Origin of the sequence: Zwartia lucis (genome assembly GCF_965234455.1) — a bacterium.
Lineage (GTDB): Bacteria > Pseudomonadota > Gammaproteobacteria > Burkholderiales > Burkholderiaceae_B > Zwartia > Zwartia lucis.
Genome location: NZ_OZ248472.1, coordinates 1,100,855 through 1,126,083, shown reverse-complemented (window position 1 = coordinate 1,126,083; position 25,229 = coordinate 1,100,855). Strand labels below are relative to the sequence as shown.

17 protein-coding genes are annotated in these 25,229 nt (G+C 42.2%); 7 read left to right on the top strand and 10 right to left on the bottom strand.

The features are described from left to right. Positions 1-46: 46 nt before the first annotated feature. From AC8GE9_RS05310 to AC8GE9_RS05300, 3 genes are all read right to left on the bottom strand, one after another. On the bottom strand, positions 47-1,699 hold the full coding sequence (locus AC8GE9_RS05310; protein WP_506676067.1) for an AMP-binding protein: 1,653 nt from the start codon (positions 1,697-1,699) through the stop codon (positions 47-49). A gap of 12 nt (positions 1,700-1,711) precedes the next feature. After that, entirely contained in the window at positions 1,712-2,488 is a 777-nt protein-coding gene (locus AC8GE9_RS05305) for an enoyl-CoA hydratase/isomerase family protein (RefSeq protein WP_506676066.1), read from the bottom strand. 83 nt (positions 2,489-2,571) lie between these two features. Beyond that, entirely contained in the window at positions 2,572-4,878 is a 2,307-nt protein-coding gene (locus AC8GE9_RS05300; RefSeq protein ID WP_506676065.1) for an acyl-CoA dehydrogenase family protein, read from the bottom strand. Positions 4,879-5,096: 218 nt separating this feature from the next. On the opposite strand from AC8GE9_RS05300, the gene AC8GE9_RS05295 reads away from it, so the two are divergent. The 3 genes from AC8GE9_RS05295 (at position 5,097) to AC8GE9_RS05285 (ending at position 8,993) form a co-directional block, all read left to right on the top strand. Further along, the gene (locus AC8GE9_RS05295) at positions 5,097-6,029 is read left to right on the top strand and encodes an acyl-CoA desaturase (RefSeq protein ID WP_506676064.1); all 933 of its coding nucleotides are present in this window, start codon (positions 5,097-5,099) and stop codon (positions 6,027-6,029) included. A gap of 162 nt (positions 6,030-6,191) precedes the next feature. Beyond that, the gene (locus tag AC8GE9_RS05290; RefSeq protein ID WP_506676063.1) at positions 6,192-8,084 is read left to right on the top strand and encodes a carboxylesterase/lipase family protein; all 1,893 of its coding nucleotides are present in this window, start codon (positions 6,192-6,194) and stop codon (positions 8,082-8,084) included. 33 nt (positions 8,085-8,117) lie between these two features. Next, on the top strand, positions 8,118-8,993 hold the full coding sequence (locus AC8GE9_RS05285) for a lysophospholipid acyltransferase family protein (RefSeq protein WP_506676062.1): 876 nt from the start codon (positions 8,118-8,120) through the stop codon (positions 8,991-8,993). Between the two features lie 18 nt (positions 8,994-9,011). On the opposite strand, the gene AC8GE9_RS05280 is transcribed toward AC8GE9_RS05285, so the two are convergent. The 7 genes from AC8GE9_RS05280 to AC8GE9_RS05250 form a co-directional block, all read right to left on the bottom strand. After that, positions 9,012-10,205: an MFS transporter gene (locus tag AC8GE9_RS05280; protein WP_506676061.1), complete on the bottom strand. Its 1,194-nt coding sequence runs from the start codon at positions 10,203-10,205 to the stop codon at positions 9,012-9,014. Positions 10,206-10,363: 158 nt separating this feature from the next. Beyond that, positions 10,364-11,167, bottom strand: a complete 804-nt coding sequence (locus AC8GE9_RS05275) for a metallophosphoesterase (RefSeq protein WP_506676060.1) — start codon at positions 11,165-11,167, stop codon at positions 10,364-10,366. A 26-nt stretch (positions 11,168-11,193) separates the two neighbouring features. Then, entirely contained in the window at positions 11,194-11,805 is a 612-nt protein-coding gene (locus tag AC8GE9_RS05270) for a class I SAM-dependent methyltransferase (RefSeq protein WP_506676059.1), read from the bottom strand. 10 nt (positions 11,806-11,815) lie between these two features. Beyond that, a complete protein-coding gene (locus AC8GE9_RS05265) occupies positions 11,816-12,946 on the bottom strand; it encodes a DUF3419 family protein (RefSeq protein ID WP_506676058.1) in 1,131 nt (376 codons plus the stop codon). Between the two features lie 71 nt (positions 12,947-13,017). Next, positions 13,018-16,236: a cytochrome P450 gene (locus AC8GE9_RS05260; RefSeq protein ID WP_506676057.1), complete on the bottom strand. Its 3,219-nt coding sequence runs from the start codon at positions 16,234-16,236 to the stop codon at positions 13,018-13,020. Continuing rightward, on the bottom strand, positions 16,233-17,387 hold the full coding sequence (locus AC8GE9_RS05255; protein WP_506676056.1) for an acyltransferase family protein: 1,155 nt from the start codon (positions 17,385-17,387) through the stop codon (positions 16,233-16,235). The genes AC8GE9_RS05260 and AC8GE9_RS05255 overlap by 4 nt, the downstream gene beginning before the upstream one ends. An 89-nt stretch (positions 17,388-17,476) precedes the next feature. Then, positions 17,477-18,256, bottom strand: a complete 780-nt coding sequence (locus AC8GE9_RS05250) for a DUF5765 domain-containing protein (RefSeq protein WP_506676055.1) — start codon at positions 18,254-18,256, stop codon at positions 17,477-17,479. Between the two features lie 271 nt (positions 18,257-18,527). Between AC8GE9_RS05250 and AC8GE9_RS05245 the strand changes: the two genes are divergently transcribed. From AC8GE9_RS05245 to AC8GE9_RS05230, 4 genes are all read left to right on the top strand, one after another. After that, a complete protein-coding gene (locus tag AC8GE9_RS05245) occupies positions 18,528-19,691 on the top strand; it encodes an iron-containing alcohol dehydrogenase (protein WP_506676054.1) in 1,164 nt (387 codons plus the stop codon). Between the two features lie 138 nt (positions 19,692-19,829). Further along, a complete protein-coding gene (locus AC8GE9_RS05240) occupies positions 19,830-22,106 on the top strand; it encodes a hypothetical protein (RefSeq protein ID WP_506676053.1) in 2,277 nt (758 codons plus the stop codon). 233 nt (positions 22,107-22,339) lie between these two features. Next, positions 22,340-24,178, top strand: a complete 1,839-nt coding sequence (locus AC8GE9_RS05235; RefSeq protein ID WP_506676052.1) for an SLC13 family permease — start codon at positions 22,340-22,342, stop codon at positions 24,176-24,178. Then, positions 24,175-25,212 (top strand): hypothetical protein, encoded by a 1,038-nt coding sequence (locus AC8GE9_RS05230; RefSeq protein WP_506676051.1) that lies wholly within the window; start codon positions 24,175-24,177, stop codon positions 25,210-25,212. The genes AC8GE9_RS05235 and AC8GE9_RS05230 overlap by 4 nt, the downstream gene beginning before the upstream one ends. Positions 25,213-25,229 lie beyond the last annotated feature (17 nt).

Genomic DNA, 25,229 nt, shown 5'->3' with positions numbered 1-25,229 from the left:
GAACGAACGCATTACAAAACAACTTCATTCAAACTGAATTTATATTTTATTGATCGGCCATCAGTTCAGCTCTAATTTGTACTTTCCTAATTTTTCCTGCAGCAGTCATCGGCAGCGCATGACGAATTTCAAGTCGCTCTGGAAATTTTTGCCGTGCGATATTGGCCTCAATTAAAATTTGAGTCATCTGCTTAAACGTAAAAGAAGTCCCCGCGCGTGGGACAACAACGGCACACACCATCTCTCCACGCTCACCATCGGGTACTCCCACAACAGCGACGGACATTACAGAAGAGTGTGCGGAGAGAATGTCTTCAATTTCCTTTGTACTGATGTTTTCACCTTTACGAATCACGATGTCCTTTTTTCGCCCCGTAATGGTCAAGTAGCCGTCATCATCCAAGAATCCAAGATCGCCTGTGTGAAACCACCCTTCTTGGTCAAACGCGCGTACATTCAACTCCTCTTTGTGATATCCCATCGACAAGTCGGGTCCACGCGTCAAAATCTCACCAATCTCGCCTAATGCCTTTTCTGTTACGCCATCCTCTGAATCAATACATTTCAATTCAATATGAGGATGCAACTTACCATCAGTATGAGCACTCTTTAAAAGGTTTCGCGCACCATCATTTACGTAAAGCATTCCAGAGATGGTCGGATGCTCAGTACAGCCATACGCACGGTAGGCTTTGATACCGCGCGAATTCGCCTCTGTAATAAGACTTGGTGGCACATCCGCCCCGCCACACCGAAAAGCACGCAAACTTTTAATGCTATGACGTTGAGCGCGCTCATCGTGCAACAGGTCATGCAAAAATGGGGTTGCACCAACAGTCCAGGTACAGCCTTCCTCTTCTATTAACTGAGCCGCTTTTCCTGGATCCCAAGTATCAAATAAACAAACTCTATTGCCTCGTACAAAGGGCAGTAAAAGGTAATAAATCAGTCCTGTGATATGCGTAACTGGTGATGCACCAAACAAAATATCGCTTTCATTGATACGGTTGTTCTCGATCAAATTAAGCAGATCAAAGATCATCACATTTTGCGTATTCTCGACACCCTTGGGCTCAGACTCGGTTCCAGAGGTATACAAAAGATACGCTAAGGCATCAGGATGGATCGCTTGTCCTGTAGGTTTCACACCCTTGAAGGCCTCAATAATCGCATCAAAAGAAATAAATGTTTCGCTTGCTGGACCACAGGTCACAATATGGGGAATTTTGCAATCGAGCATGCTGACCATCTCGCTATAGTCAAAGCCGCGGTAGGTGCCAGGGATGATCAGTAGGCTTGTCTCTGCATCTCTCAGGATGTAATTGAGTTCGCGCTCGCGGTAAATCGGTACGATAGGATTCAGAACCGCAGCGATTTTTGCACACGCAAGGTGAATAACTTCGGCTTGATACCAGTTTGGCAGTTGAAATGAAACGACATCTCCAGAACCCAGGCCAAGGGACTCCATCCAAGCCGCAAAACTGTCAGCCATTTCCAGAATATCGAAATACGAATAACGGTTTTGACGATCTACAACAACGACCTCGTGCTGTCGAGAGAGGTAGTAGTCGCCTATAAAATCAAGAATATTTCTATTTGGCCAAAATTCATTATTTCGCTTTTGTAATTCTGGGGTGAAGCGTAATGGCCATCTAGGTAATGTCCGATCTTTTGGATGACTCAAAGACGAGTCGGTCATGAGTGTGTCCTTTTAGTTTTCAAACTTAGGCTTTCTTTTCTCTTTAAAGGCTTGAGCAGCCTCCTTAGAGTTGGGATGCGCCGTGATGATCGCAGTTGCGTAAGTTTCAACGTGATAGCCGTCTGGCAGATTCATCGACTCAGTGAGGTTAATCACTTCCTTCATCAGACTCACGCCAGCTGGACTTTTCTCTGTAATTTCCGAAGCAAGCGATAAGGCCACCTGCAGCAAGTCGTTTCGCTCGGTCACTTGATATATGACACCAAGACGCTGTAGGTCTTGCGCCGACAGCATTCGTCCTGTCAATGCCATGAGTCGCATCGTCTTTTCAGGCACAACCCTCGCCAAATGTTTAGTACCGCCCATCACTCCTGCATTGATCTCGGGGAGACCGAACTTCGCTTGCTCGCATGCGATGACAACATCACATACCATCGCAATGACAAGGCCAGACCCAAGAGCAAAACCATTGACGGCCGCAATGACAGGAACCGGAGCATTTCGAATGCTCTCAAACGCTCGCCGGGCATAACGAGACCGCTCCCTCGCTGAATTTGGGTTTAAGTCTCCAAGTTCTTTGACATCACTGCCTGCACTAAAGAACTTATCGCCAGCGCCAGTGATGATCACACAGCGGACTGTTTTGTCCTGTTCAAGCCCACCAAACAAATCACATAAATCTTTGTAGGTCTGCAAAGTGATTGCGTTGGCGGGTGGGTGATTGATCGTCACTAACAACACATGCGAGTTCTCTTGATCTCTCTCGCTGTGAACACATGATGCAACCATTGCGCTTCCTTAAAATATGACAAGCATTCTCATACAGCCTGATGTTGACCGTCGTCGACGTATTCAGCCAATCGGTATATTCCTTACTCCCCGGGGATTTCCAACACATTCCTTGCAATGATTTCGCGCTGAATTTGCGAGCTTCCGCCATAGATGGTGGACGGTATCGCGTTGTAAAGAATGGCAGGAGGCTGAAGATTGGGAAGCTCATCAAAATAAGCCTCGTTTAGAGCGCTTAACTCATGCGCCCAATCGTTGAGCGCCAAACAGATACCTTGGTACGTTTCCGTTCCCCAGATTTTTAGCAAAGAAATGCTAGGCGGTATCGGTTCGCCTCGCTTCACGAGATCTGCATACTTTGCATAACAGGAGGCCTGATCATCGACCTGCAAGTGCATTTCAGCATATTGAGCACGAAACATGTTGTCGGCAAATAGACCCTTCTTGTCAGCCAAGCTCTTTAACTGGCTCAATGCGTAGCGTCCTTGCTTTGGGCTCCCTAAAAAAATGCGCTCAAAACCTAATAAGGCCTTGGCCATCGCCCAGCCCTGATTTAAGTCTCCGACTAAATTTTCCAAGGGAACTCTGACATCCTGCAAAAAAACCTCGCAGAACTCAACTTGTCCACTGATATCCCGGATGGGCCGAATCGTAATACCCGGCGTACTTAATTCAATCAGAAGAAAACTAATTCCAGCCTGTTTTTTAGTCGTCTTGTCAGTCCTGACTAAGGTGAACATATGCGTAGCATTGTGGGCCAGCGTCGTCCAAATTTTTTGACCATTCACCACAAAACTGTCGCCCTCAACAACAGCCTGCGTACTGAGTGCGGCAAGGTCTGAACCCGCACCCGGTTCTGAGTAGCCTTGACACCAGCGGTGTTCTGCTGAAAGTATCTTCGGTAAAAATCTTTCCCTCTGCGCTGCAGTGCCGTGCTTGATGAGCAGTGGGCCCACCATCACAGGGCCCATGTCAAGGGTTCTTGCAACCCCGTATCCCTCATACTCTTCAACATAAGCAATCAACTTTTCGGCAGACAGTCCGAGCCCCCCAAACTCTTTGGGCCAGCCAGGCGCTAACCATCCTTGCTTTGACAGCGTCTCAGTCCAGCTCTTGACTTCGTCCCAATAAAGTCTGCGCTGAATATTTCGCATGTCTTCAGGATAGTTGCTTCTAAAAAAAGTACGCAACATTGCCCTGAAGTCTTCCTCAGACATACTATTAAAATCGTTATCGGAAGGAATCTCTACCTTTCGCTCCTCCGCGTCGGGTGACACGCCCTCAAGTAGGCACGAAAGATAGCGATCTCGGTTCACACTTGCATTGCCTAGCCATGCCGACAGAAACGTAGCTCTCTTCAAATACAAACCAATGCTGTATTCATCTGTAAAGCCAATGGCCCCATGAAATTGAATTGAACTACGTGTGACAAACAACGACGCATGTGAAAGTCTGGCCTTGACTCGACTTGCATTTATTTTTAATGAAGAATCATTCAGTGATGTGTTTAGATTTTCTTCTAAAGTTGCACGTGCAATTTCTGTGTGAACATAACAATCAACAATTTTGTGCTTTAACGCTTGAAATGATCCCACAGGTTTACCAAACTGCTTTCTGAGTTTGACGTAGCTTAAGGTGATTTCAAAAGCTTTATCGATCACGCCAAGTAAATCGGCCGCCACAATTATTCGGGTGTAGTCGCAGGCTTGAGTGATCATCTCCGAGACGTTGTGACTGACTGCCAAGACGTTACGGCCACTCACGCGAACGTGATTAAACTGAATGTCTGCTACGCTCGAGCCATCCACGCCTCTGTACGCCTTGCATGTCACGCCGACTACATCACTTGGCACCCACAGCAGAAATGACTCGCCGGTCTCGGAGCAGCCGTTTACCACCCAACCATCCGTATCTGTCGAAGGCACCACGAAGCACTTGGCGCCATTTAATTCAACTTCGGCTCCGTCGCGACGAATGCGCATCGCAGGTATCCCGGGATCAATTTGGCCAAGGTGCTCCTGCCATGCAACACCTCCAATCAGAACACCCTCCATGATTTGATTCAGCAGCTCAGCCTTAATGTCGCTGGGTGGACATACGTTAAGCAGTGAGACTAATTGCACGGCGGTTGCTATATATGGTTCGGGTAGCAGTGACTTTCCAGCTTCGGCAGCAATGGCAGCCATCTCACCAAGACCTAAGCCAAGACCACCGTCCTCTTGGGGAATCAATACAGAAAACCATCCTGCCTCCGCAAGCTGTTTCCAGACTTTGCGATCAGAACCATTGCCGTGCATATTATTTTTACGATTTCTCGACTCGTTATCGAGTCGACTCATCAAATCTTTTGCACTCGCTGAAAATTCCTCTTGAAACTGTACCCCTAGCATGTTGTTACCCTCTATCGCTTATGATTTTTATATTTTCTAATTTTGTTTGACTGCATATGCTCGACACAGTGTAGGCAGCACTTAGGAACACTTCAATTCTGTTTGTCCGTATTTTGGACAACAATGTGCATATGCCGCCGTGTTGTTGCGCGCGATAAGATCAGCTATCCTTCAGCAGCGTTGCTGCAACCAATTACGGAACTTTAGGCGACACCGTCATGCCAAAGAAAATAGTGCGCTTACCACTTCCAGATGGAGTCGCGCTTCGACAGATCGCCTGGGTCGGTGTGCTGACGGTTGTCGGTGTTCACCTGATGGCAATGCTTGCATGCTTGCCATGGCTGTTCAATTGGTCAAGTGTGTGGGTCATGGTAGTTGGTGTATTCGTAATCGGCTACCTAGGGATTAATCTTGGCTATCACCGCCTGTTGACCCATAAAAGTTTAGTGTGCCCTAAGTGGCTTGAATATGTTTTTGCCGTACTGGCAATTTGCTGCATGCAAGATACTCCCGCAAGGTGGGTTGGGATACATCGTTGGCATCACGTTAAGTCTGATGAGTCAGATGATCCTCATACCCCCTTGGCAGGATTTCTTTGGGCGCATGTAGGTTGGCTATTTTTCAAAAATGACCAAATCAATCGCGACGCGATCTATACCCACTTCGCCAAAGATATCTTGCGCGATCCTTTTTACAAAAAGCTCGAGACAACGGCACTATATGGTTTGATCGTCGTTGGGTCTTGGGTATTGTACTTTTCAGTCGGCTTTGCACTAGAACTACTTTGGAGTGGATCCCTCTTGCAAGCGACTCAATTTGGTTTCAGCATATTAATTTGGGGTGTTTTTGTCCGTACGGTTGTGGTCTGGCACGTCGCTTACACGGTGAATTCTCTCGCGCACTTGTTTGGATATCGTAATTACAATACCCCAGACAACAGTCGCAATAATTGGTTTGCCGCACTGATATCCTTCGGCGAAGGGTGGCATAACAACCACCATGCAGACGCTCGTTCTGCTCGGCACGGACACCGTTGGTTTGAGATCGATCTAACGTTTTCGGTGATTCAGTTGCTGGAGTGTGTGGGTCTAGCATCCAAGGTGGTCAGGCCGAGTAAGCGACTGAATGATGATAAATCATCGACATGGTAGATTAAGTCATACCTTTGGCAGCTGAATTGTTAGCGATTGCAACAGCTTGATCTTCTCTAAAGTAAACCACGGCGCTTGCCAGATCTCAATAAACTAAGCGCTATTTTCTTTTACCTGGAACAATGGTTATGGGATTTTGCAGTATTTCAGTAGATAATTATCTTGTCTGATAATCCCTGTTTTTTCTATAGGTTGCAACCGATGCTAGCCTTGAGCCGTCATTTCTTCCGATGTTTCTTCATCAGCCTGCTGGCCCTCTTATCAGCATGTTCTGACGGTGAATTGAGGAATTCAATTAGTCTGACGCCAGTGATACAAATTTCTACGGGTAGTATTCAGGGTGTGGTACGTGCCTATAATCCTCCGCCAGCAACTGGCGGCGTTGAATCAGGCAACCCTTATAGCGTGTACGAGTATCGTGGAATACCCTATGCTTTGGCACCAGCGGGGACTCGTCGTTGGGCCTTACCAATGCCTGTTACCACGCTCGGCACTGACGTTTTTAAAGCTTACGATTTTGGTCCCGCATGTCCTCAGCAAGCGCGCTTTAATTTAACTGAAGGCAGCACAAATGAAGATTGCTTAAGTATCAATGTCAGCACACCTGCTGGCACCAAGTCTACAGATAATCTACCCGTTTTTGTTTGGATTCATGGTGGTGCATTTATTGGTGGATCTTCCAATTTATATCGACTGGATAAATTGGCAGCCGAAGGAAAGATGGTTGTTGTTTCAATGAATTATCGCCTTGGTGCTTTAGGCTTCATGCCGAATCCTGCCTTCGAAACAACGTCAAATGGCAAAATCTTTAATGGTAATTATGGCTTGGAAGATCAGCGTCTAGCCATGCAATGGGTCCAAAACAATATTGCATCATTTGGGGGAGATAAAAACAACGTAACCATTGCAGGCGAGTCGGCAGGAGCCGGCTCTGTTTGCATGCATATTTCCGCACCCTCTCAGGTCAATGGTTTATTTAAGAAAGCGCTGACAATCAGCGCAGGTTGTATGGCGCAATTGCCTACAGTCGTTCAAGCTCAGGCCAAAGGTAAGGCAAGCGAAAGTATTCAAAATGGTTTAGGTTGTCCAAGCAATGCAGAAACCTTGAGCTGTATGCGTAGCAAAACGGTCGCCCAAATCTTGGAACAGCAGGGCGTTTATACTGACGCCAATCCTGCGGACATTACCTCATTCTCTCCTGTGACAGGTGATCCAGCTGCATCGCCGGTATTAGTTAACACAACAGTACCCTCATCATTTCAATATGCTGCTGCGAACAATTTATTGTTAACTGTACCGATGGTGATGGGTGGTACCAAAAACGAGCTAGGTTTGTATGTGGGTTACTACTGGCAGAATGCACAGGAGAACAGGAACCCAGCCATTAATAGTTCTACGATTGATGACGTATGGTTGCCTATGTTTTATCCAGGTCCTGCATTAAGTCCAACCTATTTCTCGTCCCAGATCAGTATGAACCCGAATTACTGGACAGGATTGCATTCTAGTGATCCCAATGTCGTTGCAAAAACCTTTGGTCAGGTGCTCTCGGACTATAACCCTGAAGTGGGTATTAATAATTGCCTTTATTTACAAACTTCAAATGTCATTCTGAACTATGTGAGTCGAAACCCTTCGGTATCAGCACCTATTTATCAATTTGAATTTGACGATCCTGCTGCGCCAGTATGTAAAGTAGGCATTTCTGAGCCTTGCCCCACATTTGATCTGGGTCCGGTTCATTCCTCTGAGTTGAATTACCTATTTCCCAATTTATCTAATACGTCCGCCATCAACACACCAGATTTGAAGCCAGCTTCTCAAGGATTGGCCAATCAGATGGTGGCGTATTGGGCTCAATTTGCCTACACGGGCAATCCCAATCTAGCAAGTTTGCCTGCTTGGCCTCTTTATGCCGGCGAGCAATCTTCTAGTGTGCTGTTGCTTAAGCCAGGAGCAGTTGCACCTTACGATGCCGACTCAGCGCATCAATGTACGGCGTTTTGGGCCACGAGCAATATGTATGATTTGAGAAATGCGCCACCCTTTAACTGAGCATGCGGTCCCACATTACCCGTCCATCAGAACATGCAAAGAAATTCTGAAAGTTTTTACAAGAACGCTTTTACTTACGCCCAAACTTCACAACCGCTTGCGAAACGTTTGATGATCAGTGGAATTGAAAATTTCACTGCTCGATTCAGTCTAATCGAGCGGATGCGCCGTTACGAAGACGAAGGGAAAATGTTGGCCGAACCAAATGTCTGGAAAAGCGTCGTGAACTGTTATGGAATTAGTCTGGAGTTCGTTAACAGCAACCTGTCAAATATCCCAAAAACAGGCCCACTTATTTTGGTTGCCAATCATCCTTACGGGATACTGGACAGCATGGTGATGGGGTATATCTTATCGTGTACAAGGCCAGAATTTCGAATTATTGCTCATCAAATTTTTATGACATCGCCCCAAATTAGGCCATTCCTCTTGCCTATCGATTTTGACAATACTAAACAAGCATTAGTCGCAAATGCAAGAACCCGAAAGGATGCAGTCAGTGCTTTGCTTGAAGGATCTGCAATTGGCCTCTTTCCAGGCGGCACGGTATCAACGAGTGCAAGACTCTTTTCAAGACCAATGGATCCACGTTGGCGCGCCTTCACGGCGCGCTTGATCTTAAAGAGCGGGGCAACTGTCGTCCCAATATATTTCGAGGGCGAAAATAGCCGTCTGTTTCAGTTGGCTAGCCATGCGCACAGCACACTTCGAGTTAGCCTATTGCTAAGGGAGTTTGCAAAACGTGTGGATACGCCCGTAAGGGTGGTGATTGGCGAGCCTATTGCCCCTGATGATATTCAAGCACGTGCAGGCAACACCCATGCACTGATGGACTTCTTGCGTCGCTGCACCTATGAACTAGCCCCAACGCCACTCGATTCGTTTGAATACGGTTATGATTTCGGCTAAGGCAAAAAACGATAAGTGTCAGTTTAGTTGATGCCGTCTAAAGGTGATGACGAAAAAAAACAAAGCAAACCCTGTGAGCAACGCAAGAACAAAAAATGAGATACCTGGAAAATACCAGACAGTCCCCGTGTTTGTGAAATAAAAGAATAATTGCGTGAGCATCAGCGGACCAATAATTGATGCCAAGCTATTTAAACTGCTTAGTGCGCCTTGCAACTCCCCTTGTGAGTCAGCGGGGATTTGACTTGTCATGATGAGTTGCAGTGATGGGAGAACGAATCCTGATATTGCTGTGACCGCTATGATCAGATAAAGCTGCCAACCGTGCTCGGCAAACGCATAGCAAATATAGGCAACAAGAGCTCCCACCATACCTAAGACAATCGCTTTGAAAGATCCTAGGCTCCGCAAAGCCCAGCGATAAATTAAGCCTTGCATGATCACCATCATCAACCCATAAAATCCTTGCGAAAGGCCTATTTCGAGTTCAGACCATTTGAATTTTTCAATGACAAAAAACGTCCAATAACTAGGTAACGCGAAGGGTGCGATGACAAAAAGAAAATAGGCCAACGTTATACCCTTCATGGCTGGATACTTTGCTATACGAAGCATCGAACCAATAGGATTTAGCTCTTTAATTTTGAAGTCTCGCCGAGCACTTTTTGCAAGGGACTCATTTAAGAAGAAGAAGCCGTAACAAAGATTTGCCATACAAAGTATGCTGGCTACAGCAAAAGGGGCGCGAGTATCCCAGGCCCCCAAAATACCGCCAATGACGGGACCAATCACCAACCCCAGTCCGAAGGTTGCGCCAATCAGCCCAAAACGCTGTGCCCGTTGCTCAAGGGGTGAGATGTCAACAACATAAGCGTAAGCACAAGCATACGTCGCACTTGCACAGCCAGCAACTATGCGCGAGAAAAATAGCCATTCAAGCGTTGTCGCAAAAACAGGTATGCAGTAGGCAACGGTTAATGCAAGTAGGGAACAAAGTAAAATTGGGCGACGTCCATATTTATCTCCCAAATTCCCTAAAATAGGTGAAGAAAAAAACTGCACGCAAGCGTAAACAAGAAAAAGATATCCAGATAAAAGGCTAGCCTCCGCCAACCCTAGTTTTCCTACAGTCATGATGATTTGAGGAGTGACCGGTAAGGTAATACCAAAACTAATAGAGTCAATGAGCATGACTCCAACAATAAATGCCATGGAGTGTGTTCGTTGAGTGAGTAGGTTCGACACTGTGCGTCTCTAGCGGTTAATGGACTTATCACCAAAAGATAAGTCCAGATAGTGTTGTATAACTATTTAGTCGATTTAATCAAGCTTGTTATAAATGAATCATCTTCTCAATAAATCCAGAATAATTACTGATTCTTAACTATGGATATCGTACCTTTATCAGTTGAAAAAATCGACGTGCTATATCCGTTATAGTCGCTAAAATTACCTGTATTGACATAGACGTTGTTATTATCAAAATACTGAGTCTTACGATGATGACTATGTCCAAAAGTCACTAATGTTTTTCTTTGGCCAAACAGTTTCTGTGCCTTATTTAGGAAAAAATCGTCTAGCGAAGAATAATTCACGTCAGAATTTAAACTAGCGTAAGAAAATGCAAATCTGATAGCACGATCTTTGAATTTTTCGTAAAGGTTTCTCTTATCCTTGGATAGACGCCACTCATGCAAGGATTGGGCGATCATATTATCCACACAAAACTGCTTTCCAGAGAGTTTCATGCCTATTCTATCTACCCACCAACCCAAGCAATACATTAAATGGAAATGCCATGCATATTGCGAATAATGTTCTAACGGCGCTCTGAGTAAATGGCCGTGCTCAGCAATGAGCGTGTAGTCATTATCCAACTGAACAGTCAATGACTGCGGTAACCCGAGTAATTGTTCAAGCGGATAATCGTGATTACCAACTATCCAATGATAATTCTTTAGAGACATTATTTTTTCTATCACGGGCAGACGATCTTCTATAACTCTTTGTGCCTGGTCGTTGTGTGAGAATTTAATACGTGCACTTTTTAGAACTTCGAGTATGTCACCATTAAAAAGAATAAGATCATATTGTGCTTCCCATCTGCTTAATAGATCCAATAACTGACTATTATTAAGTTTTAGTGCATCACTTGGGTCACCATAGATACCCATATGCCAATCAGAGGTGCACAGTACATTCATCTTTTTTGACCGATGTAATGGAAATATTTCCAAATCCCGCCATAGGCAGAACTAACCTGGATTTGCTTTTTTACAAAAAATTTATCTAACAACTCCTCAGGGAAATGTGTTCGGATTGGTATACTGTGCGAAATCCAGCGTTCAAAAAAACTATTATTAGAGCTAAAGAAATCTACGCATGCAAAATGGCCTTGATTAGCTAAATGCGTTGCGATTGCGCTTAAGAAAATTGGCAAATTTGGCACCGTTGATGCGGTGTAGGAACACAAAATCAGGTCAAATGTTGGTAAGGACGTATGCTGATCAAACATCTCATTGATCAAGGTAATATTTGTATTTTGAGAAATTTTTGTTCGAGCTACATTTAACATTTCCGGCGAAACGTCTAAACCTGTAATGCTAGAACTCGGAAATAACTTGTTTAATTTAATCAAATTCACACCCGTGCCACATCCAATTTCAAGAATGGAAGACGGATTTAACTTTCTTCCTATTTGATTAATCAAATGATTGCGACCAAACAAAAAAAATCGTCGATTTAAATCATAAATTAACGCATCTTTTTTATAGTGCCTGATTAAATTATCTTTGGTGTCAAGTGTGCCCATTGGATTAAATTTATTTAACAAATAACAAATGGGTTTTATTATAGATGCCTAGTCGGTCCATCGAAATATGTGAATCAATATCTGTGGAAATTTCGACATGCTTTTTTACAAAATCAGGCAACCATTCAAAACCAGAAAAGTATGAGCGAATAAGTAATTTCGTACCGGGTTGGGAGCGGGATAAGATCGCTCGCCATTGATGCTCAAGTAATTTCTGATTGTGAACCAACCAATCTAAATGATCAAGTAAAGCGAAGTGGCTAAAGTATTGCTGCGTACTATTTAGATAATCTGCAACGTACGCATTCGTAACCTTTACCTTGTGATGCGCCTTTTTAAGGCATTCAAAATTACATTCTTTTAAATATTCAGGTGCGGAGTCACGTCTATAATTTCCAAAAATGTAAAGATGGTAGAAATAATTTTCCTTGGCGGGTAATTCGGTTAACGTATATTTTATTCGAGTATTTAAAAATTTCATCACCTCCGATGGTTTATGACTAATCATTCCGAGTTGCCGACTGGGAATTCCAAGTCGAGTTGTGACATTAATCAATAACTTACTCAATACACTATTGAATACCGGCTCTAAATATTTCTCATATACTAAAGTTTGCTCTTTTTTATCATCCAATTCAAATAATCTAGCAATATGTCTTAAATGAGCATCATTTAAAAGCCCAAAACAACGGGTAATAAAACCACAACCAGTATGATAATGGAATCCTCGATTTGAACTATTAATCTGAAAGTTTCTTATATTTTTATCCCAATATGTTGCGCATTTTCCGGACAATCCAGGTCGATAATTTTGAGCATAAGATGAATCAAGCGATTCGTGTAATCCAAGACCGAACATCTTCCATAGATCTTGATGATTTCCATGCTCGATCACTTGCTTTTTCAAATTAACTAATGCGACTTGACAAGGATTAGCATCAACACAATGAACACTAGAAACATTAGAATCTAAGGCATAGTGCAATGCATTACATCCACCGCTTGCCAATACAAAAATATTACTCTCAGGGGTAGGATCAAACAAACGCATGTCCGTTCGTGGATCTTCCATGCATACGTTATAAACTATTTTTTTATTGAACAAATAGTGATAGAATTTTTTTTGCAGAAAAGATTTCATAAATTGAGGTTATAAATATTGCCGTAAGACAATCATTGTTAAAGATTGCCATTCAATTGTCCGTCAAATAATTACTTATTCCCACCCCAAATATCCTCGTGGAGTCTTTTTTCTGCTCTTAATCTCGTAAATAATTCCTCCCCAAAGGCAATTGGAATTGATTTTCCAATTGTTTCGCCATCCCCGCATACATACACATTTGCCCCCTCATGAATTAATTGTGTCAATTCGGTCTTATTACTTTCTATGACATCCTGAACATAGGTCTTATGCAGAACGCCATCAATGATATTTCGAGAAAATGCCCAGTAAACTTTGAGTAAACCCTGCCGTTCGGCCTCAAGCCATTCTTGGGCGTATAACTGGTCGTGGTCAGGCTTCCGACAGCCTGCAATCAAAATGCATTGACCAAGTTGCTGACCTTGAGCCTTAAGAATGGCTCTAGATTGAATAAAGGAACGATATGGAGCAATGCCCGTTCCAGCACCCACCCAAATCATTGAAGTCGCTGAATCTTCAGGCAATCTAAAGTGAGAAGGCAGGATCCCAACGCGTATGAAGTCCCCTGGATTAAGCGACTCAAGATAATTCGAGCAGATCCCTCTAAAGACACCCTTGCCTGAGGAGTGTGGATTCCTTAAAACCCCTACTGTGATACTGAGCTCCCTAGGATTGACCAATGGCGATGAGGATATTGAATAATATCGACGCTTGAGAGGACGCAGTATATTTAGAGCGAGAGCAAACGGAAATTCAGGATAAGATTTAGACTGAAGAAAGTCGATCAAATTGACTTTTTTGTCCCTGATCAGAGCATTAAATTCGGACTCAGACAAACTTAAAACTTCTTTTGCATATTGCTTGAGCTGTCCATCAACATGCGACTCCATAAACTTGAAGTCGCTCCGCGTTAACGTATGATTAAGGTCGATATAGCGCATAAACAAAAACCAATATGTAATTGGCGAGTGTATCGGCAGCCAATTAGATTGTGGATCATGCGAATCTATTGATATTAATTCCTCCGAATTCAGACCAAATGCCCTGATGGCTTTAGAGATCTTTGCTCTTGAGTTATAAGCCAGAACATAGACATAATCACCTGCTTGATAACTAAAGTTTTCTGGAATAGAAAAACTAATATGCCGAGTGGATCGATCATCGGATTCATGATGCGCTCGCTGAATCAGCTCATCATTTTCAAGTACCTCAAAAAATTTCATATTAGAAAAAAGTGAGACTATTGGCGCTTGAGGTACCGTTGAAATGTCATAAGTAAACTTATTTTGCGGTAATACGGATACATCCACCCCATTGGACTCCCAAAACTGGCTTATCCAGCGATCTAGAAAAGCCTGATGATCATCATTAGAAACATCTAACTTGAGCATAGGTAAAATTAAACTGCCTCCATGATCAGTTACCTTTTTCTCAACGAGTCGGGGTATAAACATATAAGAACTTTGCCACGTCACATCGCCAACACCGATGAGAGCGCAATCAATACCAGTAAAGTCCAGATCCCCTTTATTCAGAAGATCTACAAATCTTTGCGCATTGAGGGGGGGGATACTGTTGTAAGTTGAGGTAATGATCAGCAGCTTATTTTTCTTCTGTAAGCGATTAGGTAATTCATTTAACTCAAAAATGTTAGGAGCAAATCCATACTGCCTAGCTTGTTGCGCCAATTTTCTGGCAATTGTTTTTCCAAAACCACCGTTTGATCCATAGGCAATATCGATCTCACGCAAGTTTGACGCTGGCAATATAGATTGCCCAGCCGTAAATGAGAATGGGCACTTTTGATTTACTGGCTGCCGTTGTTTAGCCGCCTCGAGCTCATGATCGTCATTGATACCAATAGCAGCTTGACTCCTGGTATTTGAGCTTATTGAGCGAGCTTTAAAGGAAATTTTTAGATTCTTGGGGTGAGCACCCGAGGTCGTTGAATCACTCACGAGGTTATATTTTGGGTCCAATCTCAAGTCAAAATTACGCAAGAGACTGACAATAATCGTCATCACCTCCAGAAATGCAAAACCTCGTCCAATGCAAGACCGCTTGCCAAGGCCAAAAGGGAGATAGGAACCCGGAGTGATTTGAGCTTCTGCTTCTGGCAAGAAGCGATCAGGATCAAATTTAGATGGATTTTTCCAGTACTTAGAATTGTTGTGTATAGCATAGAGAGGTAAGTAAAAAAGGGTTCCCTTTTTAACGTCTACACCATCTAGCACCTCAGTATCCTCAAGTGCGTATCTCATGACAACCCCAAAAGAAGGGCTAATACGCTCAACCTCCTTAAATATACGAGGCAATAAATCTAGTTGATTGATTTTTTCATGAGTAATTTGCTCATCTGGATCAGGAAATAGGCTATCCACTTCAGCATAGGCCTGTTGAAGTAAATCTCTATCAACACATAAGTAATATAAGATCCACTCACTTGCCAAGCGCGAAGTTTCGTGAATGCCCAAAATCAGTGCAATAATTTGATTCGCGATTGTTGCGTTAGATAATTTTTTTTCTGAAATTGGATCGCGTGTTTCGAGCATAAAACTTAGAAAATCCAAATAATCTTCTTTTCGATCATCTGCTAATCTATCGGCAATTTTCTCTTTGACGTATGACCTCACCTTCGTCAAATTTGCATTCATTTTTCTATTACGGATGAAGCGTAACTTTTTAATAAATTCGGGTTCATTACTATACTGTATTGCCATCAGCAAGCCTTCTTCAAATGCTTGCATTAACTCCGAGTGTTCGCTCTTAAACAAGGCGCCAAAATTTTCACTCATGGTTGCTACACCGGCAATATCCCATATCGCCTTACTCACTTCTTCGCCAATCAAAACATACTCACCAGATGGCTGACCGTAGCGTAATTTAGTACACAGATTATTCGAGACAGCATTAATACCAGAACAATACTTCTTTAGATGCTGCCCAGCGAGCCCGCTAGACACAATCCTATTACTTTGTAACCAAATATCCTCGTGTGACCATACCGAAAATAGAGAGTCGTCTAGCAGAAGCTCAAAAGAATTAAAGATATATTTATCAAATCTACTATCATCCTCTAGTTCCTTTACTAAATTAGCGTTTGCCGTAAAAACTGCATATTTCCAGGTTGTATTCGGCTGAGGAAGAATAAAGGTTTGATAATTAGTGTTGTAGAGCGAAGTAAAACTATTAGTACTCGAAACAAGGTTAGGAGCACCCTTCATTAATGCCGATAATAGAAACTTTATTAGAGTCAAGTGTGTTAACTTTGAAAATGTTTTTGTGCTCATTTAAGACTCTTATCAGTAGTAAGTTTTCTTTTGAAAAGTAACTTTTTAGCAATTATATAAGTGCTATAGGTAAAACAAGAAATCATAAAAGTAATAGCAATAATGTAGACATATTTTATAAATGCATTTATTTGCCAGTCTGAAATTAAGAATTGTACATACAAAATGATTGGCACATGAATCAAATAAATCCAATACGATGCGCTCACTAAGTAATTAATAGTGCCAGAGGGTTTAAATTTTTCATGCGTAAAGAAACCAAATAATCCCAAGCTCAAAAAAACGGCAGCTATTGGAACGGCAATATTACCTAATATACCCAGCATAATAAATTGCTCGTCCTTGTTCACAAACAACCAATAACGTACCCAAAGCAGAATAAATAAGGCAGCACTCCCAAGCAGAAGGTTTTTCTTTACTGAACGGCGTACCCGTTCGAAAAGGGAGACATTAATATACAGAAGCCAACCTATAAGAAAAAAAATGAGGTAAAAGAAAATCTTATCCATTGGTTGACTGATTGCGAAAGCATAGATGAATTGATCGCCAGGAAATTCAGTCCAGGATAAGAAGCCGATCAATCCAATACATATTAAATACAAGATATTCCAAAAAAGCTGATTTTCATTTGAATCAGCCTCTAAAAGGCGTTGAAGATAGTCATGTGTAATTGGAAAAAAATATTTGATCGATACAATAAAGCTTATGACTAGAGCGGTAATAATTATTAAAATTTCTAAAAACCAAAAATGAAAGACCGGGTAGTTTTTCCAATGAAATTGATTATCGGTTTCCCATGGATTAGTAACAAAACCAGCCGAAATGTATTCTATGACCATTAAAGGTGTCAAAAAGATCATGGATGCAATAAAAGGAAGTACGATTTTTTTTGTTCTTTCGATGAGGTAATTTTTAGTACTTAATTTACGATATAACAAGGCACTAAAAAAACCAGCAAGAAGAAAAAACAATGGCATCCTAAATGAATGCGTCCCCATCAATATGGTGTCATACACCCAACTCTTACTGTCGTAATAGATAATCCAAAGTGGTATAGGAATCTCAGTAAACGGAATTGATGCATGAAAAAACAAACCCAATATTAAGGCGAAAGATCTTAAGATATCTAAACCGTGGTATCTACGATTCATGATTGTATTATTATTAATCATCATTTTTTTTAACAACTGTCAGTTTAAGATCATTAGCAAAGAAAATTTTTCTTTAATTAAAATCGAATCTATTTCAACTTCAAATCATTTGAAAGCGGACAGTCAGATCGTCTCAAAATAAACCGCCATAACGGCCAATTTTGTACGAACATAAATCTACGTATCGGAGTTTTTATCACCACCGCTATAATCCCAATAGATAACAGACACCAAATTGCCGCGACTTCGTTCATGTTGGTGGTGAGGGCCATGGACAAGCTTGGACCGATCAAGAAGTGATAGAGAGTCAAGCGCCATGATCCATACAGCAACGGCAAAAAGAACACTGCAATCTTATAGGTCGGATATCCCGTTAAGACATATCCCCAAAATGGATGGGCGGCAATAGGGTTAGTGATGCCGTTGACGGGAACTTCCCAGGCAATGTGCCAATTCCCGCGGGATGAACACAATTGATCTGAACAAAAGAAATACCCAAGAATACATTGCCCCGCCCATTCAAAGGGGTAAAGCTGCAACAACATAAAGATGGCTGAGGCAAAGCAAACGCCATAGACCCACCATTGAATTTTATGGCGCACAATAGCCGGGATGAAATACATCGCGAGCATGTTGATAAAAAACGGCTGAAACGTAATGTGCAAATATCCAAGCAGAGTCGCAATTTGGTTTGATGGCAGATTGCATTGGTCAATAACCGAATAGGTCAAGCCCTGGAGCAGTTCCATCGATGAAAAATAAACAAGCGGCAGCCACAGCATGTAGGATTCTTTTTTGTAGGCCGCTATCCCTGCAAACACAAATCCACCCGCCGCCAGAGCCAAAGATGCTTCACCACTCCAGCACATTTAACTATTCCTTATGCTTATTACGTGTGCAATATTCCACATTAAAGCCAATGCATGATGTTGGGGTCAAGCAATTCTAGTGAACGATCCACGAAAATGTATTGATCTTAGAACACAGTGTTACCGGACAAAGATCGACACGGTGTAGGCGGCACTTAAGCACTCTTGAATTCTATTTGTCCGTATTTTGGACAACAATGTACTTTAAGACCGCAGAGCACTGCGTGACAATCTATCTTACGTTTGATCCTCGCTCGCGGAGAGCTCTGATATGTCAATCATCACCCTGCCAAAAATGGATCGAGTCATTCTGAGCAATGATGCGAGGGTCACACTAAATGAGGAGGTATCTCGCCTTAGGGCAAATCGTGTTTTTATGATTGCCAGCACAACCCTTTCTCGAAAGACAACAATCATTGATGAACTTGTTCAAGCCTTGGGAAAACGCTTCGCAGGTCTTTACACGGACATCGCACCGCACACCCCTTCTGCCAGCATCATTGCTTGCGCCAAAAGTGCCCGACACGCATACGCAGACTTGATTGTGACCGTCGGTGGAGGCAGCATCACTGATGCTGGAAAAATCGCAGCGCTCTGCATGTCTCAAGAGATTGAACGGCCTGAGCAACTGAAGCCTTTTTTCAACTCACTTGATGCAGACGGGAATCGTCATGAACCGGTCTTTAACCCTCCTGACGCGCGTGTGATTTGCATCCCCACAACGCTCTCTGGCGGAGAGTTTAATTATCGCGCTGGTCTCACCGACACTCAATCAGCCACAAAACATATCATTGGCCATCCGATGATGATTCCTAGCAGCGTCATCCTTAGCCCGGATATTTCAAAGCACACGCCGAGAGAGCTGTTTTTATCAACGGGCATCCGAGCCTTAGACCATGCCATAGAGACACTGTGCTCCATTGATGCCAATCCCTACACTGATGCTCTCGCCATACAAGCGATCAAACTCCTTAATAAAGGTCTCCAAGAGGTGCAAAACGATGAGGCAAACAACGCAGCTCGGCTAGATTGTCATGTTGGGGCTTTGCTCTCAATGACCGGCGTCGTAGGGCGATTACGCCTTGGGGCAAGTCACGCAATCGGTCACGTTCTTGGCGCACGTGCTGGAATGCCTCATGGCCACACTTCCTGCGTCATGCTTGCAACAGTCATGCGTTACAACGAATCAAAACTTGAGCAGTCTTTCTCCAAAATTATTGAAGCCATGGGCAGTCAGGATTGTTCGCCATCTGATCAGGTTGCTCACCTAGTGCAAGATCTGCACTTGCCCCATCGACTTCGTGACTGCGGAGTGACGAGAGAAATGCTACCGGGACTCGCGCAGGCATGTATGTCAGAACCATGGATCTATTCAAACTGCGCTCCAATTCAGTCTTGGAAAGACGTGCTGGGTTTGCTCGAAGCGGCTTACTGAGCGACAGGTCATATGTGCAGGGATGAGAAAGCATCATTTACGGACGAGCAGATCGTTCGCATATTGCATTTCATAATATTTAATTATATGATTTTCATATTCTATAAACCTATCTAGTCATCATTTCATTGAAAAATTATGTCTATTCGATTACTGCTAGTGTCGCTAACTTCATTTTTTTTAATGGCCTGTGGCGGCTCAACTGGCAACTCGCCAGCCCCTGAAAATGTCAAGACCACGATCAAAGTTGAAAACCCCAGCAACCAGACTTTCGCCCGGGGAACAGTGATCACGAAGAGCGATCAGGTGCTGTTTAATGATGATGTTAATTGCGCGAGTGATGGCTGTTTTATTTACTTACCAATAGAAGTCAATGAGCCCGTAACTGTTCGCTATATTGGTTCGGATGGTCGAATGCTTGGCGCTTTTCAGTTTCCATCTGCATTACCAAGTTACTCAACGATCAGACTAACAAATTTAAGCACTGGCTTATACCTTGTTAATAGATTATTAACCCAGCAAATGTCAAAAGATGGCATCGCTTGGCATAACTTAATCACTCGACTGAACGTTTTTTTTACTAATTATGAAAGTCCAGATGGGACATCAGACCCCTTTGAAGAAGTCGGAATGTTTTACAAGGAGCAGTTAAAGAATCCTGCATTAACTGAAACTAAATTTTTAGAGGACATCCGTTTACGACTGTTGAACTGGGATGTTGCATCTGCTAACGAATTACCTACCAATACCAAGCTATCTGTACGAACACCTTTCGCAAAACTGATTGCTTGGTTAGATGGTTTGCGCAGTGGAACTATTTCTGTGATCAAATCTGCCCATGCTCAACAGGCAACAGGCTGCTCAGCTGAATTACAGACATTCTTAGGTCAAACGCAGAATGTCGGGGGGATGTTTCCCTACATTGGAGGAGTTATTCAAGGTGTGACACAAATTTTCCAAGACGGTTGTGGAACTTCTTCAGAATCATTTACAACCATACTTGCAAAAATGGACACCCTACAATCTAGCATTGACTTGCTCGGCAATAATGTGGGAACCTTAACATCATTTCTTACTAGCGCTACAGCAAATGCGCAAACAGTTCAATTCGAAAATTTACGTATACGGTCGAACGCTGTTGCCAGTCAATATCAGCAATTCCTCAAGAACAATGGCTCTACATCATTGGTACAGTATTTTCAAAATAAGGGCGGCTGGAATAATGGACTGGCAGCAGGAGGGCTGGTGATTAAAGATATACTTTATTCGCCATACAGATCCTCTGCAGACCTGCAAATGCTTCAAGTGATTGCCAACGTCACAGGTAACGCAAATTTCAACACCTACCTTGATGCTCTTAAAACAAAATGCAGTATGCTACCCAATAATTCAAACGAAAACTTTGTCACAGTTCGTGGTAATTGCAACGCGATCATTTCATCAAATTCAGCATTCTTACTAGGTGCTCAATCGGGATTGTTACCAATATTTCAGGATATATATGCTGTCTTAGATCAATACAAGGATGTAGTGCAGCCTTCACAGGCAATCGTTGCGAATGATTTCCCATTACCTCCAGGTGTAAACTCATACTCCAGCGCAATTGCGGATATAAAGAAAATATTTACTCAACAACAAACTCAAATGGTGGCCGGCTATAAAAGCGTGGTTGGCGGTGAGGGTTTTTTCAATGTATATGACGGGCTAAATACAGCACTGATGGCCAAAATAGTAGAGCAGGATTGTATGCAAGCTGGTAGCGAAACGATCAAACATCCAGCGATTACTGGTTGGTTTGCTCCAAACTCCAATGCTAACGATAACTATATTGTCACTGAATGTAAAAATAGTTATTTCAATGGGCAGGTTAATGCTAATAGTCGTTCTACAGCCCGTTATTACTATAATAGTCAAGGTAGTTCCGACGCAAATGATCCAGCAAATGTTCTGGGCGTCCTAGTGCCCAGTGGTTTAGTGGTAGGTGGATGGCGCGAATACGATAACAATGTCAAAACTGATACTTATAGTAGTGCGGGCAGGACTTATGCGGCTAGTATGCCTTGGGTTGTCGCCTACAATAATGAAAACAGGCGAGACCAAACTATTGTTAAATTTAGTAATGGTAATGGTGGTTCCGCTGCTTTTTATGGTCAAGGGAATAATAATTATTCAATCAATATGCCTGCTGGGGGTCAAAGCGCTACAAACTTCACGTGGGTATCTTTCATCGATAAAGACGGCTTTTCTTATGCCATCTATCTAATGTTCGAATACAACAAAAATGTTAATTACAACGCATGGATGGCTTGTGTCACTTATGACTGTGAACTCGCTAGTAATAGCAAGGCTCTGAAGTTTAAGAATGGCCCAGAAGTTGAAATGATCTCATCGTTGAACCAGTACATCAAATATTAAAGAGCATCAGAGCTAAACCTGTTTGTTACTAATTATGCACCGCGTATATCTATCTCGAATAGGTTCATATGCACATATTTAGGCGTGATATAACATCTGAAGATTAAATCATAAGGTGGGTCGTCTCAGTAGGGTAAAGTCTGAATTCAAGATAATTGAAAACTTAACCAACACTATAAAATTTAAGCCTAATTCAAGTATTTTGATTGAGCACTCTTTCTCTATGAAACTTTATGACCTATCTAAATCGCACTATTAGTCAAGCACTCAAAGAAGATGCAATATTTAGTGATCTTTCAGAAGAGGAATTAGCTAAGCTAGTTGGTGCAGGTGAGATTTGTAATGTCCAAGCAGGATCGGTTGTTTATAAATTTGGAGATAATGCGAATTTTTTATATGTCATTATTTCAGGCAGTGTTCGGATATCAAATGAATTTAATGAAGAACTCACCCATGAAAGTGGGTTTTTTGGTGAAGAGGTGGCGACCTTAGAGAGTTATATTACCAGCGCCACCGCCGTATCTGATTTAGTGTTATTGCAACTTAACAAGCAGACCTTATTGGATTTGCAGTTACAAAAGCCGAAATTAGCAATTAATACAGGTGCGTTGATTCTTACTCGTCATATTGGTACGCGAACGAGTAAAAAAGAGGTAGTACAAAAAAAATTAATCTCCACGCTCTCAAATAAAGATAAATTAGGGTGGTTTTTATCGGCGGTATTGCCAATAGCCTTTTTTTTTATTGCTCAGTCCAGCGGTTTCTCTATTCATGCATCCATATTTATCGCCATTATTTCTGCGGTAATTTTAATGTGGGGCTTTTCAATTGTTGATGAGTTCATTCCGCCAATAGTTGCTATGGTGGCTTGCATTCTGACGGGGCTAGCCCCACCCAATGTTGCCCTTGCAGGATTTGCGACTCCGGCATTGCTTATTTTACTGGGTATTTATGCGCTGACAGGAGCCATTACCAAATCAGGACTCAGTTACCGTTTAGTTTTGAATTTAATAAAAATTTTGCCACGATCTGCTTTTACCAACCAAATTGTGCTGTTGTTTAGTGGCTTTTTATTATCTTTCGTAACCCCTTCGGGAAATAACCGAATTTCATTATTACTTCCCGTGTTCAGGGATATGGTGACTGGACTAAAGCTGGGAAAGCAAAGCTCTCATGCGACTGCCTTAATGGCTGCCACTTTTGGCGGTGCAATGATTTTCTCTCCCATGTTAGCTGTTAGTAAAAGTGCAAATATAACAGCTGTGTCACTTTTGCCGGAGTCATTACAGCAGCAATTTCTGGGATTCTATTGGCTATACTGCGCATTATTTTTTATCATTGGTATTGTAGCGGTTCACATCATATTAATACGCATAATTTTTTCTAATTCGAGCACTGTGCCAATTAATGAAGCGATTCTAACGAGCCAATTAGAATGCTTGGGCCCGATGAAACCCGCAGAAAAGTTGGTTGCTTCAATATTTTTTTCATATATTCTTTTTTGCGTCACCTACTCCATTCATCAAATTAATTTATCAGTAATTTCTGGCGTACTTTTGATATCACTTCTGCTGTTCGGCGCATACTCAAAAATTGACTTCAAAAACCTGACTGATTGGCCTATGATTTTTTTTCTGCTTGGTGTTGATAGCTTAATGAATATCATGGGTTATTTGGGGCTTGATCAATCCCTCGCAAAGTCTATGCAGTATTTGTATCAGTTTATCGATGGGAGACTATGGCTGTTTTTACTGGCAGCCTGCGCAACAATCTTGATTATTAGATTGGCCCTTCCTTTAACGGCGGGAATGCTAACTTCTTTTGCAATACTATTACCAGTTTCTTTGAGTCAGCATATTCATCCATGGATATGTTTATTTGTTTGTGCTGTTTTTAGTGATATCTGGTTTTTGCGCTATCAAAGTTCGGTATATTTACAAGCAAGATCTACCATTGGTTTGAGTATTTATTCAGAGCGCAAATTTCTAATCTATAACTGGTGTCTTAATATTGGTCGTGTATTGGTGGTCTTTGCCTCTATTCCCTGGTGGATTTACTTGGGGTTGGTATGAATAAATTAGGAAAATATTTTTGGGCAGGATTTTTCTTACTCATTTTTTTAATTTTTTTTGTGACTATTAGGGTAACAAAACCACGTATCCTAATACTTTCTTCATATAGTCAGAATAATCAGATTTCACAATATATAAAACAGGGTGTGGATACATCAATCGCTAGTAACCGTATGCCTGTTTCAATCCTGACTCACTATATGAGCATCAATAAAACATCTAATTCAGAGCAAGTGATTAGAAGAGATAATGAGGCATTAAGCTTCATTAAATATTTTAATCCTAACGTACTGATTGCCGTTGGCTTTGATGCAAATAGGTTGTTAGCAAAACGTATGGACAAATTTAGTTCGAATATGTGGATAATTCCTGTTGCAGTTGATTCAGAGCTACCCGATATTGGCTATCAAAAAACCGCTAACGTAGTGGGTGTTATCCGTCGGATGCCCTATTTTGGCATTGAAGAATTTTTATCGAAAACTGAACAACGTCAAAAAGTTTTTGTATCCATTATTGGAGCTGATACTCCATCCAATCAAGTGCGTATTCATCAACTAGAACAAACCCACTCTACCAATATTGAGATAAAAAGTAAGCTTCTATCAAGCTGTTTTAAGGATTGGAAACAATTCATTCGGCAATTACCGCCTAAAATCGATGGCCTATTAATACTGCCTACTCAAGAATTGCAAGAAGAATGCGATCCCGGCATGTCCCTTTTAAGCGGAGATCAATTTATACCCTGGATTGAAGCCAACTCAACCCCATTACCTATTGGTTTAGATGGTTCTTTTGTAAGAAATGGGGGAGCTGTAAGTTTTTATCCCTCCTATGATGAGGAGGGTGCATTGGCAATAACTCTTGCTCTTGATATTCTCAAATCTAAAGATAGAACAGAAATACGGCCCATTTATTCTGATAGTTATCAAATTGCATTAAAGAAAGAGCGGTTAGAAAAGCGAGGCATATCCATTCCTAACGTTTATTTGCAGTACGGGGCTAAAAGCGGCCTAAATTACCGTGATTCTGATTGAGTCGTATATTTAGCTGT